This window comes from Paramagnetospirillum magneticum AMB-1 (genome assembly GCF_000009985.1).
GTDB classification, from domain to species: domain Bacteria; phylum Pseudomonadota; class Alphaproteobacteria; order Rhodospirillales; family Magnetospirillaceae; genus Phaeospirillum; species Phaeospirillum magneticum.
This window is the reverse complement of sequence record NC_007626.1, coordinates 4,185,907-4,202,069: the sequence shown is the minus strand read 5'-3', so window position 1 is coordinate 4,202,069 and position 16,163 is coordinate 4,185,907. Positions and strand designations below refer to the sequence as shown.

Here is a 16,163-nt window from a genome sequence, read left to right as displayed (position 1 = left end):
TGCCCTTCGACTTCATGGAACGCCCGCCCCTGCCCGAGGGGGATGTGGAGTTCAAGATCGTCTCCGACTATCAGCCGGCCGGCGACCAGCCCCAGGCCATCGCCGAACTGTCGGCCGGGGTGGACGCGGACGAGCGCGACCAGGTGCTGCTGGGCGTCACCGGCTCGGGCAAGACCTTCACCATGGCCCATGTCATCGCCAGGACCAGGCGTCCGGCCCTGGTCCTGGCCCCCAACAAGACCCTGGCCGCCCAGCTTTACGCCGAGATGAAGGGCTTCTTCCCCGATAACGCGGTGGAGTATTTCGTCTCCTACTACGACTACTACCAGCCCGAAGCCTATATCCCGCGCACCGATACCTATATCGAGAAGGATTCGGCGGTGAACGAGCAGATCGACCGCATGCGCCATGCGGCGACGCGGGCCTTGCTCGAACGGCGCGACGTGATCCTGGTGGCCTCGGTGTCGTGCATCTACGGCATCGGCTCGGTGGAATCCTATGCCCGCATGACCGTCGCCTTGAAGGTGGGCGAAAGCATCGACCGCTCGGACCTCCTGAAGCGTCTGGTGGAACTGCAATACACCAGGAACGACGCCGCCTTCGAGCGCGGCACCTTCCGCGTCAGGGGCGACGCGGTGGAGATCTTTCCCGTCCACTACGAGGACCGCGCCTGGCGCCTGTCGCTGTTCGGCGACGAGATCGAGGCCATCAACGAGTTCGACCCGCTGACCGGCGAGAAGACCTGTTCGCTGTCCGAGGTGACCGTCTACCCGTCCAGCCACTACGTCACGCCGCGCCCCACCATCACCCAGGCCATCAAGGGCATCAAGGCGGAGCTGAAGGAGACGCTGGAGCGCTTCCACGCCGAGGGCAAGCTGCTGGAGGCCCAGCGCCTGGAACAGCGCACCAATTTCGATCTGGAAATGCTGGAGACCACCGGTCACTGCAAGTCCATCGAGAACTATTCCCGCTATCTCACCGGCCGGCGCCCCGGCGACCCGCCGCCCACCCTGTTCGAGTACCTGCCCGAAGATGCCCTGCTGATCGTCGATGAAAGCCATGTCACCGTGCCGCAGATCGGCGGCATGTACCGCGGCGACTTCAACCGCAAGAGCGTGCTGGCCGAGTTCGGCTTCCGCCTGCCGTCGTGCATCGACAACCGGCCGCTGAAGTTCGAGGAATGGGAGCTGATGCGGCCCCAGACGGTCTATGTCTCGGCCACCCCCGGCCCGTGGGAGATGGAGCGCACCGGCGGCGTGTTCACCGAACAGGTGATCCGCCCCACCGGCCTGATCGACCCGGTCTGCATCGTCCGGCCCGTGGAGCATCAGGTGGACGACCTGCTGGGCGAGGTGCGGCAGATGGCGCGGCTGGGTAACCGCACCCTGGTCACCACGCTGACCAAGCGCATGGCCGAGGACCTGACCGAGTACATGCACGACAACGGCGTGCGGGTGCGCTACCTGCATTCCGACATCGACACCCTGGAGCGCATCGAGATCATCCGCGACCTGCGCCTCGGCGCCTTCGACGTGCTGATCGGCATCAACCTGCTGCGCGAAGGCCTGGATATTCCCGAATGCGCCCTGGTGGCCATCCTCGACGCCGACAAGGAAGGATTCCTGCGCTCCAAGACCTCGCTGATCCAGACCATCGGCCGCGCCGCGCGCAATATCGACGGACGGGTCATCCTGTACGCCGACAAGATGACCGCCTCCCTGGACTACGCCCTGGCCGAGACCAACCGGCGGCGCGAGAAGCAGCAGGCCTACAACGCCCTTCACGGCATCACCCCGGAAGGCATCCGCAAGGCGGTCTCCGACGTCATGGACAGCGTCTACGAGGCCGATTACGTCACGGTGGGCACCGGCGATTCCGGGCTGGCCCACGGGGTCGGGCACAATCTGGCCTCGGTCAAGGCCGATATCGAAAAGCGCATGAAGGCCGCCGCCGCCGATCTGGAGTTCGAGGAGGCGGCAAGGCTGCGCGACGAATTGCGCCGCCTGGAGGCGCTGGACCTGGGCATCGAGGTCAATCTGGGGACCAAGGGGCGGCCGCGCTCCACCGGCAAGCCCAGGGGGCGTCGGCGCGGTTGATTCGGTAACTACCCATCGGTCATGGGGACGAGCGCTTTCTACTCTGTTAGAGTAATGCCCAAGGATGGGGCCGGGGCTCGCGCCGGCCGGGAAGGAGCATGGGAAAGCTCATGGAGCGCATAGGCAAATACGTCATTCACACGGCGGTGGTCACCACGGGCTACAGCCGGGTGTTTCTGTGCCACGATCCGGACCTGCAGGTTCCGGTGGCGGCCAAGCTGTTCGACCCCAAGCCGGGCGACGACAGCCTGCTCAGTCCCGCGCAGCAGCTGAGCCGCTTCCTCACCGAGGTGCGCACCCTGGCGTCCTTCGACCACCCCTATATCGTCGGGGTCAAGACGCTGGAGCATCTGGCCGACGGGCGGCCCTATTTCGTCATGCCCTACATGGCGGCCCATCTTCCCTATGAGATCGGCAAGGACTTTCCCACCGCCGAGGCCGCCGCCGCCGCGTCCGAGCGCGACCGGCCGCGCCGCATGAACGGCAGCCGGGCCATGCTGGTGATGAAGCAATTGTCCTCGGCCGTCCTGGCGCTGCACAAGCGGGGGCTGGTCCACCGCTTCCTCAAGCCGTCCAACGTGCTGCTGTCGGCCACCCAGAACGGCGCCGTGAAGCTGTGCGATTTCTCGCTGATCAAGCTGGCGGAGAAGAACCTGCCCCTGCCCGGCTTCTGGATGGGCGACGCCGCCTACACCGCGCCGGAGCAGATGGAGAACGCCACCGCCGTGGATTCCCGGGCCGACGTCTATTCCCTGGGCGTGCTGGCCTATCGCCTGCTGATCGGCGGCCTGCCCGACCTGTCGGTGCCGGCGGTGCTGCCCGGCGGCTTTCCCGAGCAATTGGCGGCCCTGGTCGCCGCCTGTACCGATCCCGACCCGTCCCGGCGTCCGCCCCATGCCGGCGACGTGCTGGGCGCCCTGGACCGTGTGCCGGCCCCGTCGCGCCCCGCCGCCGCCAAGCCGACCGTCCAGGTGGTGGCCAGCAAGCCCCGTCCCCAGACTCCCGCGGCGGAGACATCCGGGGCGGAGGCCCCCGCCGCCCAGCCCGTGGCTGCCAAGTCCCGATGACCCGGGACGGCGTATCGCCCCTTCTGCCCCGGGCCGCGCTGGTCACCGGCGGCGGGCGGCGGATCGGTCGCGCCATCGCCCTCGATCTGGCCCGGCAGGGCTTTGCCGTGGCGGTTCATTGCCATCATTCGGCGGCGGACGCCCAGGCGGTCCGCGACGAGATCACCGGTCATGGCGGCCGCGCCGTGGTGGTGTCGGCGGACCTGGGCCGCGAGGATCAGGTGACCTCCCTGGTCGCATCGGCCCAATCGGCGCTGGGGCCCCTGGGCCTGCTGGTCAATAACGCTTCGGTGTTCGAGAAGGACGACGCCCTGGGGGCTGATCGCGCCAGTTGGGACCTGCACATGGAGGTCAACCTGCGCGCCCCCTTCGTGCTGACACAAGGCTTCGCCCGCGCCTTGCCCCCGGATGCCGAGGGATTGGTGGTCAATCTGCTGGATCAGCGGGTGTGGAGCCTGACGCCCCATTTCACCAGCTATACCCTGTCCAAGGCCGCCCTGTGGGCCGCCACCCAGACCCTGGCCCTGGCCCTGGCGCCCCGCATCCGGGTGGTGGGCATCGGTCCCGGCCCTGCCCTGCCCAGTTCGCGCCAGACCGAGGCCCAGTTCGCCGCCCAGGTGGCGGACCTGCCCCTGGCCCGGGGCACCTCGCCTGAAGAGGTGTGCCGGACCCTGCGCTTCTTGTTGGCAACCCCCTCCATCACCGGTCAAATGATCGCATTGGATGGGGGGCAGCACCTGGGCTGGGCGGTGGGTGGTACTACCCCTGATGAGTGATTGGCCCTATCTGTTGCACTGCGGCAGTCTGAACTTTTGAACCGCTTCCGCAACGGTCCAGGCTGCGCCTGGGACTCTGCCCCAAGGGGTGGAAGTGTTAAGTTGTTCACAGGCTTTTTTGCGGCGCAGCATCTGGCAGGAAGCCGCCATTCTGTCCAGGGGAAAAAGCAGATATTTGCCAATTGTTTACACTTGACTTGACTAACTCATTGAAAAATAACGAGACAGCGACCGTGCTCACAAAATGGGCAAAGTGCTCGGACCCCAGGAGACTCAAGGGGACTGCCCTTGCTCCGTGAACTTGCCAACAGACTTATCCACAGCTTTCGTGGATATCCCGGGATGCAAGGGAAATTCTGCTGCCCCTGCGAAGTAGATAGGGTAAACCGGTGCCCTGACATCGCGGGAGGCGCGCCTTGACCGAAGCGGACAGTTCCGCCACGCCGCTGGCCCGGGGGGTGGAGGTTATCGCCCAAGTGGTGGCGACCCTGCCGCTCAGCCCCGGCGTCTACCGCATGCTGAGCGGCAAGGGCGACGTGCTCTATGTGGGCAAGGCCAAGAGCCTGAAGAAGCGGGTGGTGGCCTATACCAGGCCCGACCGCATGCCGCTGCGCATCCAGCGCATGATCGCCGAGACCGCCTCCATGGAGGTGGTGACCACCCGCACCGAGGTCGAGGCGCTGCTGCTGGAAAGCAACCTGATCAAGAGCCTGGGGCCGCGTTACAACATCCTCCTCAAGGATGACAAGACCTTCCCCCACATCCTGATCACCGCCGACCATGACTGGCCGCAGGTGCTGAAACATCGCGGCGCCCGCAACCGCAAGGGCGAGTATTTCGGCCCCTTCGCCTCGGCAGGGGCGGTGAACCAGACCCTGGCGGCGCTGCAGCGGGCCTTCCTGCTGCGCTCATGCTCGGATTCGGTGTTCGCCTCGCGGACCCGGCCCTGCCTGCTGTTCCAGATCAAGCGCTGCTCGGCGCCTTGCGTCGAGCGCATCGACCGCGACGAGTATCTGGCGCTGGTGGAGGAGGCGAGGGCCTTTCTCTCGGGCCAGAGCCGCCGCGTCCAGCACGACCTCACCGCCCGCATGGAAAGCGCGGCCGAGGCCATGGAATACGAGGCGGCGGCGGTGTTCCGCGACCGTATCCGGGCGCTGACCCGTATCCAGGCCCATCAGGACATCAACCCTGCCGAGGTGGAGGAGGCCGACGTGGTCGCCCTGCATCAGGCCGGCGACGGGGTGTGCATCCAGGTGTTTTTTTTCCGCTCGGGCTGCAATTACGGCAACCGCGCCTATTTCCCGGTCCACGCTCAGGGCGAGGAGGCGCCGCAGATCATGGCGGCCTTCCTGGGGCAGTTCTATGCCGACAAGACGCCGCCGCGCGAGATCCTGCTGTCGCTGGAGCCCGACGAGGTCGCCATCGTCGCCCAGGCCCTGTCGGAAAAGGCCGGGCGCAAGGTGACCCTGTCCGTCCCTAAGCGCGGCGACCGCAAGCGGCTGGTGGAGCATGCGCACGACAATGCCCGCGACGCGCTGGGCCGCCGCATGGCGGAAAGCGGGGCGCAGCGCAAATTGCTGGAAGGGGTGGCCGAACTGTTCGGGATGGAGTCGGCGCCCGAGCGCATCGAGGTCTACGACAACTCCCACATCCAGGGCTCGGACGCGGTGGGGGCGATGATCGTCGCCGGTCCCGACGGGCTGATGAAATCGGCTTACCGGAAGTTCAACATCCGCTCGACCGATCTCACCCCCGGCGACGATTTCGGCATGATGCGCGAGGTTCTGACCCGGCGCTTCGCCCGCGCCCAGAAGGAGGATCCCGACCGCGACCGGGGGCTGTGGCCCGACCTGGCGCTGATCGACGGCGGACGGGGGCAGCTCAACGCCGCCCTGGGCGTGCTGGCCGAACTGGGCATCGACGACGTCATGCTGGTGGGCATCGCCAAGGGCCCCGACCGCAATGCCGGGCGCGAGCGCTTTTTCCTGGCGGGCAAGGAGCCCATCAGCCTGGAATCCCGCCACCCGGTGCTGTACTTCCTGCAGCGTCTCAGGGACGAGGCCCACCGCTTCGCCATCGGCACCCACCGGGCCCGGCGGTCCAAGGGATTGGTTCAATCCACCCTGGACGCTCTGCCCGGGATCGGGCCAAAGCGCAAGAAGGCCCTGCTGCACCATTTCGGCTCGGCCCGCGCCGTGGCCGAGGCCGGTCTGCCCGATCTGGAAAGCGTCGAGGGAATCAGCCACGCCATGGCCAAAAAGATTCATGACTACTTCCATCCCGAGGGTTAGTATCCCGGCGTTATGCTGACCAGCCTTCCCAACCTGCTGACACTGTCGCGGATCGTCGTGATTCCGTTGGTGGTCGGCCTGTTCTACGTGGACGGCGACGCCGCCCGCTGGGCCGCCTGCGCCCTGTTCGTGGCCGCCGCCGTCACCGACTGGTTCGACGGCTATCTGGCGCGGTCGTGGAACCAGGTGTCCAAGTTCGGGCGCTTCCTCGACCCCATCGCCGACAAGCTGCTGGTGGCTTCGGTGCTGTTCATGCTGGCCGCCTTCGACCGGCTCAGCACGGTGTCCTTCCTGCCTGCCCTGGTCATCGTGCTGCGCGAGATCCTGGTCTCGGGCCTGCGCGAATTCCTGGCCGAGGTGCGGGTGGGCATGCCGGTGTCCCGGCTGGCCAAGTGGAAGACCGCCATTCAGATGACCGCCATTCCGGTGCTGCTGGTGGGCGACGCCGCCACCTTCATGCCCACCCGGCTGGTGGGCGAGGTCGGCCTATGGGCTGCCGCCATCCTGACCATCATTACCGGCTGGGACTACCTGCGCTCGGGCATGAGCCATATGGGGGAATCGGCGGAATGAAGGTGTTCGGCATCGCCGGGCGCTCCGGCATGGGCAAGACCTCGCTGATCATCCGCCTGATTCCCTGGTTTCGCGCCCAAGGCATCACCATCTCCACCGTCAAGCAGGCGCACGAGGCCTTCGACGTGGACAAGAAGGGCAAGGATTCCTACGAGCATCGCGAGGCCGGGGCTTCCGAGGTGATGATCGCCTCGGCGCGGCGCTGGGCCCTGATGCACGAGTATCGCGATGAGCCGGAATATTCCATGGATCAGTTGCTGGCCCGCATGAGCGCGGTGGATCTGGTGCTGGTGGAAGGCTTTCGCCAGTGGCCCCATCCCCGCCTGGAAGTCTGGCGCGACGAGGTGGGCAAGCCCCCCCTCTGGCCCGAGGACGACCGCATGCTGGCTTTGGTCAGCGATTATCCCGCGCCGGCCTGCCCGCTGCCCCAGCTCAACGTCGACGATACCGAGGCCATCGGCCGTCTGATCGCCGAAAGGGTTGGGCTGGTCGTAGAAAGGGTTGGGCTGTGAGCGACCGTTTCGCCGTCTCCGCGGACATGATGACGGTTGCCGAGGCCCTGGCCCGGCTGGAAGAGCGCCTTGCCCCCGCCGTCGGTGTCGAGGATATCCGTCTGCACGACGGCCTGGGCCGCATCCTGGCCGACGACGTGGTCTCGGCGGTCAATGTGCCGCCCCACGACAATTCGGCGGTGGATGGCTGGGCCTTTCGCCGCGCCGACCTGCCCGCCGACGGCATCCTGCCGGTGGTGGGGCGCGTCGCCGCCGGCCATCCCCTGGACGGGCCGCTGCCTGCGGGCGGCGCGGTGCGCATCTTTACCGGCGCGCCCATGCCGGACGGGGCCGACACGGTGGCCATGCAGGAGGACTGTAAGGACCTGGACGGCCGGGTGGCGCTGCCCGTCAGGCTGGCGGAGGGCGACAATGCCCGGCAGGCCGGCGAGGACATCTCGAAGGGCTCGGTGGTGCTGCGCGCCGGCACCCGGCTGCGGCCGCAGGAACTGGGCGTGGCGGCGGCCACCGGCCGGTCGTCCCTCAAGGTTTACCGGCCGCTGCGGGCCGCCGTGTTCTCTACCGGCGACGAAATCCGCGATCCCGGCGCCGACCTGCCGCCCGGCTGCATCTACGACACCAACCGCTTTACCGCCACGGGCCTGCTGCGCGCCCTGGGGGCCGAGGTCACCGATCTCGGCATCCTTCCCGACCGCTTCGAGACCATCCGGGATGCCCTGGCCGAAGCGGCTGTGTCGCACCAGCTGATCCTGACCTCGGGCGGGGTGTCGGTGGGCGACGAGGACCATGTGAAGCCCGCCGTGCTGGCCCAGGGTTCGCTGGATTTCTGGCGTCTGGCCATCAAGCCCGGCCGCCCCGTGGCCCTGGGGGAGGTGGCGGGAACGCCCTTCGTCGGCCTGCCGGGCAATCCGGTGGCGGTGATGGTCACCTTCATGCTGATCGCCCGGCCCATGGTGCTGCGCCTGATGGGGGCCGCCCAGACCGCCTTGCCCCGCTACCCGGTGGAGGCCGGCTTCGCCTTCAAGCACAAGCCGGGGCGCCGCGAATATCTGCGCGCCCGCCTCGCCCACATGGACGGCCGGCTGGTGGCGGCCAAGTTCCCCTCCGACGGCTCGGGCGTGCTGACCTCCATGACCTGGTCGGACGGGCTGGTGGACATCCCCGAGGACCGGGGCGACATCGCGCCCGGCGAGATGGTGGACTTCCTCTCCTATGCGGACATGATGCGATGAAGGTGCTGTACTTCGCCTGGCTGAAGGCCAAGACCGGAGTGGGGGAGGAGGACGTCGCCCCGCCCGCCGAGGTGGCCACCGTCGGGCAATTGGTGGCGTTCCTCAAGACCCGCTCGCCCGGCCACGCCGCCGCCTTCGAGGTGATGAGCACGGTCCGCGTCGCCGTGAACCAGGATTACGGCAACCTGGACACTCCGGTGAAGGCCGGCGACGAGGTGGCGTTCTTCCCGCCCGTCACAGGAGGCTGACATGGCCGTTCGGGTGCAGCGCGAGGATTTCGATCCCGGCGCCGAGCTGGAGCGTTTTTCATCGGGCAAGACCAGCGTGGGCGGCATCTGCCTGTTCGTCGGGCTGGTGCGCGATTATGCCGGCCATGATCCGGCCAGCGGCGCCGCCGTCAACGCCATGACCCTGGAACATTATCCCGGCATGACCGAGCGCCAGTTGGAGGCCATCGAAGCCGAGGCCCGCCAGCGCTGGCCCCTGGATGATACCCTGGTCATTCATCGCTTCGGCCGGCTGGAGCCGGGCGAGCGCATCGTGCTGGTGGCGGCGTCGTCGGCCCACCGCGATGCCGCCTTCGAGGCCTGCCGTTTCCTCATGGACTGGCTGAAGACCAAGGCGCCGTTCTGGAAGGTGGAACATACCCCGGAGGGTGATGCCTGGGTCGAGGCCAAGCAATCCGACGACGCGGCGGCGTCGCGCTGGGACAAGGGGACTCCCTGATTTCCCAGGGGCAAAAGGCTGCGCCATCGGAGCGGTCGGGTCAAGCTCAATCGTCTTTTACCTTTTGTTAACCTCTTGACTTGTGGTAGGCTTGGGGCCTGTTATCCGCGGGTTTCGCCATGTCCGACCTGATCCGTCAATCCGTCTCCTGGCCTTCGGTCTACGGTGCCCGCAGCTATTCGCGCGTCACCCAGCTGGCGCCCGCGTCGGCCGCCGACAGTTCGGAGAAAACGGAAAGCGACGAACGCCCGGCCAAGACCCGGTCGGAGGATGCCAAGGTCGAGCCCTCGACCCGGCGCGGCTCGCTGCTGGACCTCACCGCCTGAGATCATCCGGGGGGGATCGACGAAAAAGTCCCGGCGGGGCGACCTGCCGGGACTTCGTCGTGATGGGCCATGGCACAAAGGATCAGGCGACGGCCCGCGTCTCGCGCAGGTGCAGCCCCAGCGCCCGGTCGTCATTGCCGATATGTCCGCGCAGCCAGGTGGAGACGTATTCGAACATCTCGGCCGGCGCCTCGGCGCGGTTGGTCTCCAGGCCGGTCTTCATGCCGGCGAGGCGGTCCAGGAAGGCCTGGTGATTGCGGCGATGGTCCTCGGCCGCCGGATAGCGGGTCTTGTCCATCAGGGCCTCTTCCTCGGTGAAGTGATCCTGGATGCTGCGGTTCAGTTCGGCCAGCATGGCGGCGGCGGCGCGGCTGCCGTCGCCGCTCATCATCTGGCGGTAGAACTCGTTGACCTGGTCGTACATGGCCTGGTGATGCCGGTCGACCGAGGCCACGCCGGTATTCAGGGCGCCGTCCCAGACCAGAAGCTTCATGTCCTTCTTGTCGGCCCGCACCTGGGCGAGGAACTGGCCGACCTCGTGACGGAGGAATTCCGCCTGACGCGACAGATCGGCGGAGGAATCCTTGATCTGCTCGGCCGCCGCGCCAGTTTCGCGAGCCGCCTGTTCCACCGAGGTGATGTTACTGGACACCTCCTCGGTACCGGTGGCCGCCTGCTCCACATTGCGGGCGATCTCGGTGGTGGCGCCGCTCTGCTGTTCGACGGCGGCGGCGACGGCGGAGCTGATCTCGCCCATTTCGCCGATGACCGAGGAAATGGCGTCGATGGCGTGGACTGCGGCGTTGGTTCCGTCCTGGACGGCCTGAATCTGGCCGGCGATTTCGCTGGTGGCCCGCGCCGTCTGGTTGGCGAGGTGCTTGACCTCGTTGGCGACCACGGCGAAGCCCTTGCCAGCATCGCCCGCCCGGGCGGCCTCGATGGTGGCGTTGAGCGCCAGCAGGTTGGTCTGGGCGGCGATGTCATTGATCAGATTGACGATCTCGCCGATCTTGCTGACGCTTTCCGACAGGGCGCGGACTTGGCTGGTGGTGGTGTTCACCTCCTGGCCGGCATGGGCGGACACCGCCTGGGACCGCTCCACCTGATGGGCGATCTCCCGGATGGAGGCGGCCAGTTCCTCGGTGGCCGAGGCGACAGTTTGGACATTGGCCGAGGCCTGATGGGCCGAGGTGGCTACCGTGGTCGCCTGGGCGCTGGTTTCGGTGGCGGTTCCCGACATCTGGCTCGACGCAGCCTGCAACTCGGTGGCGGCTGAGGTCACCGTCTCGATCACCTTGCCGACGCTTTCCTCGAAGGTGTCGGCCATCTTGCGCATGGCCGTCATCCGGTCGGCCTCGGCGCGCTTTTTCTGCTCTTCCTGCTCGGCCTCCAACTGGTGCACCCGCATCAGCTGGTTCTTGAAGTGGCCCACGGACTTGGCCATGGCGCCGATCTCGTCGCCGCGATCGGCGTAAGGAACGTCGACGCTCAGATTGTTGCCGGAAAGCTCGTTCATCACGCCGGTCATGGCGTTGATCGGTCGGCTGATGCTGCGGGTGATGAGCCAGGCGACCAGGGCGCCGAGGATCAGCGCCGCCGCCAGGCCGGAGCGGGAGATCAGATCGGCGCGATCGTTGACCTGTTCGGCATTGGCCATGAAGGCCTCGGCCTTGTCCATGGCCCAGGCGATGACCTTCTCCAGGGTTTCGCTGATCTTGGCGACCTGCGCCGCCCCCTTGGTCTTGGTGATGGTGGCGGCGTCGTCCCGGCGTCCCTCGCGGAAGGCGGTGATCACCTCGTCGCGAATGGGCTTCCAATCGGCGAAGGCCTTGGCGGCGGCCTCCATGTCCGCCTTGTCGCCCAGGAATCGTTCGCGGGCCAGGGCGAACTTCTCGTAGACCTTCTTTTCCCGCGCATCCACGTCGGCCACGGCGCGGTCCAGTTCCTCCGGCGTTTTGGCCAGGGCCACGTCCTTCATGGACCGGTGCATGGCGACGATATGAGTGTTGGCCGCCTGCAGCGCATTGGTCACCGTGAAGGGGTGGCGATACAGCTTGTTGGTCTGCTCCGACAGCGCGTCGCCGGCGATGTCGGCATTGACCCCCAGGAAGGCGGTCAGCGACAGCACCAGGGCGAACCCGGCAAACAGCCGCGTCCCGATCTTCAGATTGGCGAACATGGCGGCTCTCCTTGGTCCCGGGCTGGCGTCGCCGATGCGGGGCAAAATGACGGGACGGTTATTATTCGTAAGCTCTAATGCAAAAGTCATGATTATTTTATGGGATGGCAGTGTCGGTGTCTCCCGAAAGTTAGCTGACCAAGATACATACCAATGGGTACCAATGTGATTCCGGGTATTCCATTTGTCTGTGCTGAAAGCAAAATCCCCACCCGACAAAAATCGGATGGGGATTTCAACGTCCGGCTGGATGTCTACTTTGCCTTTTTTGCTTTCCCCTTGGCGGGGGCGGCTGCCTTTGCCGCTTGCGCCGGCGGGGCCGGCTCGCCCGGCCACAGGCGGGCATCGGGTGCGACGGGGCAGTGGCGATCGACCTCGCGCAATTGGGCGCGGTAGAGGTCCTGATAATCGGCGCGGGCGATCAGTTCCAGGTCGTCGCGGTCCAGATCGGTGCCGATCTCGTCATAGATGTCGAGATTGGCGAGGTTGGGGCGCGGAACCCGGTCGGCGACGAAGTCCTCCCACATGGCGGCCAGCAGACCGTCCAGGTGCGAGACCAGCTTGTCCGTATCGAACAGGTCGCAGGTGGCGCGGTTGGCGGCCAAGCGATCGCGGATGGCCTGACGGGCACGCTTGTCGTTGCCCAGCTCCACTGCCTTTTCCACGTATTCGGCGAAGGTGGTGCAGACCATGTCGCCCAGCCCGGCGGCCACGGCCAGGCTGCCGCAGACCCGCGAGGCGAATCCGCGTCCGGCCACGGTCAGGACGGGAACCCCCATCCACAGCGCGTCCGAGGCGGTGGTGTGGGCGCCGCAGGGCGAGGTGTCGAGGAACAGGTCGGCCAGGGGATAGCGCGACAGGTGCTCGGCATTGATCAGCTTGGGCGCGAAGATGATGCGGTCGGGGGTGACGCCATGGCGGATGGCCTCCTGGCGCAGACGCTCGTTGATGCGTTCGCCGCCGTCCAATAGCCACAGCACGCCGTTGGGCACCCGGCTGAGGATGTCCATGAAGCGCTCCCACATGGGGGCGGTGATCTTCTGCACGCCGTTGAAGCCGCAGAACACCGTGGCGTTGGCCGGCAGGCCGGCGGCTTCGCGCGTCCAGTTGATGCTGGCCACCTGACGCTGGCGGTCATTGGGCTGATAGCAGGGCAGCCGCACCACCTTCTCCGAGTAATACATCTCGAAGTCCGGCGGGATGGTGAAGTCGTCGGCGATGACGTAGTCGTGGTAGGGCGTGCCCATGGAACCGGGATAGCCCAGCCAGTTGACGGCGATGGGGGCGGGGCGCATGGCCATGATGGCCGGGCGGGCCTCGCCGGTATAGCCGTTGAAGTCGATCAGGATGTCGATGCCGTCGGCAGCGATGCGCTTGGCCACATCCTCGTCGGACATCTCCAGGATATCCACCCAGTGATCCACGTCCTTCATCACCTGGGTCTGGATGCGGTCGCCGGTGCGGCGCGAGCAGGAATAGGCGAAGACCTCGAAGCGCGAGCGGTCGTGGAGCTTGTACATTTCCGCGGTGAGGTAGCCGTGGGCGTGCTCGCGGAAATAGGACGACAGATAGCCGATGCGGATGCGCCGCTTGGGGCGGGTCGCCAGGGCGGCGCGATGGCTGTCGCGGTCGAAGAACACCTTGGGGCGGCCGATCTTGGCCTTGTAGTACTTGTAGCCCCGGGCCAGGTGCAGCAACGGATCGTCGGTGTGGAACACCAGGCAATGGGGCGACATGGCGGCGAAGAGCTGGCGCCGGGTGGGGCCGGTGATGCCGCTCAGCACCGGCCATTTGCACTGCTTCTGGCGGATGGCGATCCAGTGCTGCATGGCGTCGGCAGGCTGGACCAGCTCGATGCACTGGCGCAGGGCGTCCTCGCCCGATTCCTCCAGCGAGGTGTGCTCGAGCACACGGCCGATCTGCTTCAAGGCCGAGACCTTGTAGTTCACCGATTCACCGGTGATGGCGGGCAATTGGTTGACCATGCCCAGCCACTGGGTCACCGCGTCCGAGGTGCGTCCCAGCCGCTCGTAGGTGCTGCCCAAATTGATGTGGGCCGGATAGAAGTCGGCCCGCTGGGCGATGGCGGCCTTGAACGCGGTGACGGCGCCGTCATGGTCCCCGAACTTGCCCAGCAATACGCCCATATTGTACTGGATGGCATAGGCCAGCGGATTGGCGCTGTTGTATTGCAGCCAAGTGCGGTACAGGCCCAGCGCATCGGCATCGGCCCCTTGCAGGGCGAGGCTGTCGGCCGCCGCGATGACGCGGGTCGCTTCGATCTTGCCGGACGCGATCTGATTCAGGACCTCCGCGAGGGCATCGCTCATCAACCGTTCTCCGTGTCGGGGTTGGTCCACAGCCGGCTGTCCGGCGAAAGGGGATAAAGGTGATTGCGCCCGGCCAGGCCGAGGCGCCAGCGGGCGAAGTACTCGTCCTCGGCGGTGAAATCCGAGGTGTCGGCCGGGTGCTCGATGCCCACGTCGAGATAGACGTCGAGATTGGCCAGGTCGGGACGCGGCAGGCGGCCAGCCTGGAAATCGGCCCACATCTCGGCGTAGAGATCCTCCAGCCGGCTGACCAGCAGGTTGGTGTCGAACATCACCGCGTTGGGCTTGGCGGCGCGCAACTGCTCGCGGTAGGCCAGGAGTCTGGGGCGGTCGTTGCCCAGCGCGATGGCCATCTCCACGTATTCTTCCGGCGTCGAGCAGACCAGTTCGGGCAGACCCGCCGAACGGGACAGCGATCCACCCACCCGCGAGGCGAAGCTGTGCCCCGACAGGGTCAGGATGGGAACGCTCATCCACAAGGCGTCCGAGGCGGTGGTGTGGGCGCCATAGGGGAAGGTATCGAGGAACAGGTCGGCCAGGGTCATGCGGGCCAGATGATCGGGGCTGGGCAGGCGCTTGCCGAAGATCACCCGCTCGCGCGCGATGCCGCCGCGCTCTGCGTGCTCCCACAGGCGGTTCTTGATCTCCTCGCCGCATTCCAGCAGCCACAGCACGCTTTCCGGAACGGAATGGAGGATGTGCATCCAGCGATCGAACATCAACGGCGAGATCTTCTGCTGGCTGTTGAAGCAGCAGAACACCATCTTGTCCTCGGGCAGGCCCACCTCGGCCCGCGATGGCGGCTCGGAGGCCACGGCGCGCCGACGGTCGTTCGCCTGATAGCAGGGCAGGCGCACTACCTTTTCCGAACAGTACATCTCGCGCCCCGGCGGAATGATCCATTCGTCGGCGATGATGTAGTGATGGTAGGCGGTGCCCATGGTGCCGGGATAGCCCAGCCAGTTGACGTTGATCGGGGCAGGACGCATGCCGAAGACTCGGGTCCGCGCCGCCTTCGTATGGCCGTTGAGATCTACCAGGATGTCGATGCCGTCGTCGCGAATGCGGTTTGCCGCCGTCTCGTCATTCATGCCGGTGATGTCGATCCAGTGATCGAAATCGGCGCGGATGCGCTGCTTCAAGGGGTCTTCGCCGGCCGGGCCGCAATAATAGGCGAAGATCTCCACCTTGGCGCGGTCGTGCAGACCGAACACTTCGGCGATCAGGTAGCCGACCGCATGCGCCTTCAGGTCCGAAGACACATAGCCGATGCGCAGCCGCGTCCGGTCGGCCCGATCCGCCGGTGTGACGTCGGGCAGGCGGGGAATGCGCCGGCCGAACATCTTGCAGCAATGCTCCCAGGCGGAGGCCAGGTGCAGCAGTGGGTCATCGGTATAGGCCGCCAGTGACAGGGGACTGAAATTGCGCATCTGCAACGGCGCGTCCATGCCCTCGAACGGCTCGATCACCGGCCAGTGGCACTGGACCATGCGCGATGCCAGCAGGTGCTCGGCATTCTCGCGCTGGGTGTTGTCCAATTCCAGACTTTGGCGCAGCACGTTCTCCGCCGCGACGATCTGGTGGCGGTCTTCCAGGACGCGGGCGATCTGCTTCAAGGCGGTGCATTTCATGCGGATGCCGTGGCCGGTGATGGCGCCCAGCCGGGTCACCAGTCCATTCCAGGTGTCCACGGCCGCATCCGGCTGGCCCAGCGCTTCCATCACACCGCCCAGGTTGATGTAGGCCGGGTAGAAATCGGGATTCAGTTCGATGGACTTTTCAAGCGAGACCCTTGCCTGTTCGGGCCGTCCCGCCGCCGAAAGGGTCACCGCCTGATTGAAATAGGCGGCATAGAGAAGGTGATGGTCGCGATTGAGCCCGATCCACAGCTGATAAAGCTGCAGGGCCAAATCCGTGTTGCCGCCCCGGTGAAGTGTCTCGGCTGTGCCGAACACGTCTTGAAGCGTCAGCCGCCCTTCGGTAAGGGCCTTCACCGCAGACAGAAAGACATCCTGGGTCATCGAGCGTTCCGTTTCCGGTTGTGCCGGGACCCGC

13 protein-coding genes are annotated in these 16,163 nt (G+C 66.4%); 10 read left to right on the top strand and 3 right to left on the bottom strand.

Translation table 11 applies throughout. The features are described 5' to 3' along the window. The first annotated feature begins 14 nt into the window (after window positions 1-14). The 10 genes from uvrB (at window position 15) to AMB_RS19210 (ending at window position 9,599) form a co-directional block, all read left to right on the top strand. Window positions 15-2,096, top strand: coding sequence for an excinuclease ABC subunit UvrB (gene uvrB / locus AMB_RS19255; RefSeq protein ID WP_323131578.1), 2,082 nt, complete (start codon window positions 15-17; stop codon window positions 2,094-2,096). 98 nt (window positions 2,097-2,194) lie between these two features. Then, entirely contained in the window at window positions 2,195-3,163 is a 969-nt protein-coding gene (locus AMB_RS19250) for a serine/threonine-protein kinase (RefSeq protein WP_011386156.1), read from the top strand. Then, a complete protein-coding gene (locus AMB_RS19245) occupies window positions 3,160-3,939 on the top strand; it encodes an SDR family oxidoreductase (protein WP_011386155.1) in 780 nt (259 codons plus the stop codon). The genes AMB_RS19250 and AMB_RS19245 overlap by 4 nt, the downstream gene beginning before the upstream one ends. Before the next feature lie 416 nt (window positions 3,940-4,355). Next, window positions 4,356-6,230: an excinuclease ABC subunit UvrC gene (gene uvrC / locus AMB_RS19240; protein WP_011386154.1), complete on the top strand. Its 1,875-nt coding sequence runs from the start codon at window positions 4,356-4,358 to the stop codon at window positions 6,228-6,230. Window positions 6,231-6,242: 12 nt separating this feature from the next. After that, a complete protein-coding gene (pgsA, locus tag AMB_RS19235) occupies window positions 6,243-6,803 on the top strand; it encodes a CDP-diacylglycerol--glycerol-3-phosphate 3-phosphatidyltransferase (RefSeq protein WP_011386153.1) in 561 nt (186 codons plus the stop codon). Then, the gene (gene mobB, locus AMB_RS19230) at window positions 6,800-7,315 is read left to right on the top strand and encodes a molybdopterin-guanine dinucleotide biosynthesis protein B (RefSeq protein WP_043745289.1); all 516 of its coding nucleotides are present in this window, start codon (window positions 6,800-6,802) and stop codon (window positions 7,313-7,315) included. Before pgsA ends, mobB begins: the two co-directional genes overlap by 4 nt. Beyond that, window positions 7,312-8,547, top strand: a complete 1,236-nt coding sequence (glp, locus tag AMB_RS19225; RefSeq protein ID WP_011386151.1) for a molybdopterin molybdotransferase MoeA — start codon at window positions 7,312-7,314, stop codon at window positions 8,545-8,547. The genes mobB and glp overlap by 4 nt, the downstream gene beginning before the upstream one ends. Continuing rightward, complete coding sequence (gene moaD, locus AMB_RS19220; protein WP_043745287.1) at window positions 8,544-8,795, top strand: molybdopterin converting factor subunit 1; 252 nt, start codon at window positions 8,544-8,546, stop codon at window positions 8,793-8,795. Before glp ends, moaD begins: the two co-directional genes overlap by 4 nt. Before the next feature lies 1 nt (window position 8,796). Further along, on the top strand, window positions 8,797-9,273 hold the full coding sequence (locus AMB_RS19215) for a molybdenum cofactor biosynthesis protein MoaE (RefSeq protein ID WP_011386149.1): 477 nt from the start codon (window positions 8,797-8,799) through the stop codon (window positions 9,271-9,273). A 119-nt stretch (window positions 9,274-9,392) separates the two neighbouring features. Continuing rightward, entirely contained in the window at window positions 9,393-9,599 is a 207-nt protein-coding gene (locus tag AMB_RS19210) for a hypothetical protein (RefSeq protein WP_011386148.1), read from the top strand. Between the two features lie 82 nt (window positions 9,600-9,681). Here the strand turns inward: AMB_RS19210 and AMB_RS19205 are convergent, their stop codons facing one another. The 3 genes from AMB_RS19205 to AMB_RS19195 all read right to left on the bottom strand — a co-directional run bounded on the left by AMB_RS19205 (window position 9,682) and on the right by AMB_RS19195 (window position 16,129). Beyond that, a complete protein-coding gene (locus AMB_RS19205) occupies window positions 9,682-11,778 on the bottom strand; it encodes a bacteriohemerythrin (RefSeq protein ID WP_050750768.1) in 2,097 nt (698 codons plus the stop codon). A 254-nt stretch (window positions 11,779-12,032) separates the two neighbouring features. Next, on the bottom strand, window positions 12,033-14,108 hold the full coding sequence (locus AMB_RS19200; protein ID WP_011386146.1) for a glycosyl transferase: 2,076 nt from the start codon (window positions 14,106-14,108) through the stop codon (window positions 12,033-12,035). Beyond that, on the bottom strand, window positions 14,108-16,129 hold the full coding sequence (locus tag AMB_RS19195; protein WP_050750767.1) for a tetratricopeptide repeat protein: 2,022 nt from the start codon (window positions 16,127-16,129) through the stop codon (window positions 14,108-14,110). Before AMB_RS19195 ends, AMB_RS19200 begins: the two co-directional genes overlap by 1 nt. Between the last annotated feature and the right edge of the window lie 34 nt (window positions 16,130-16,163).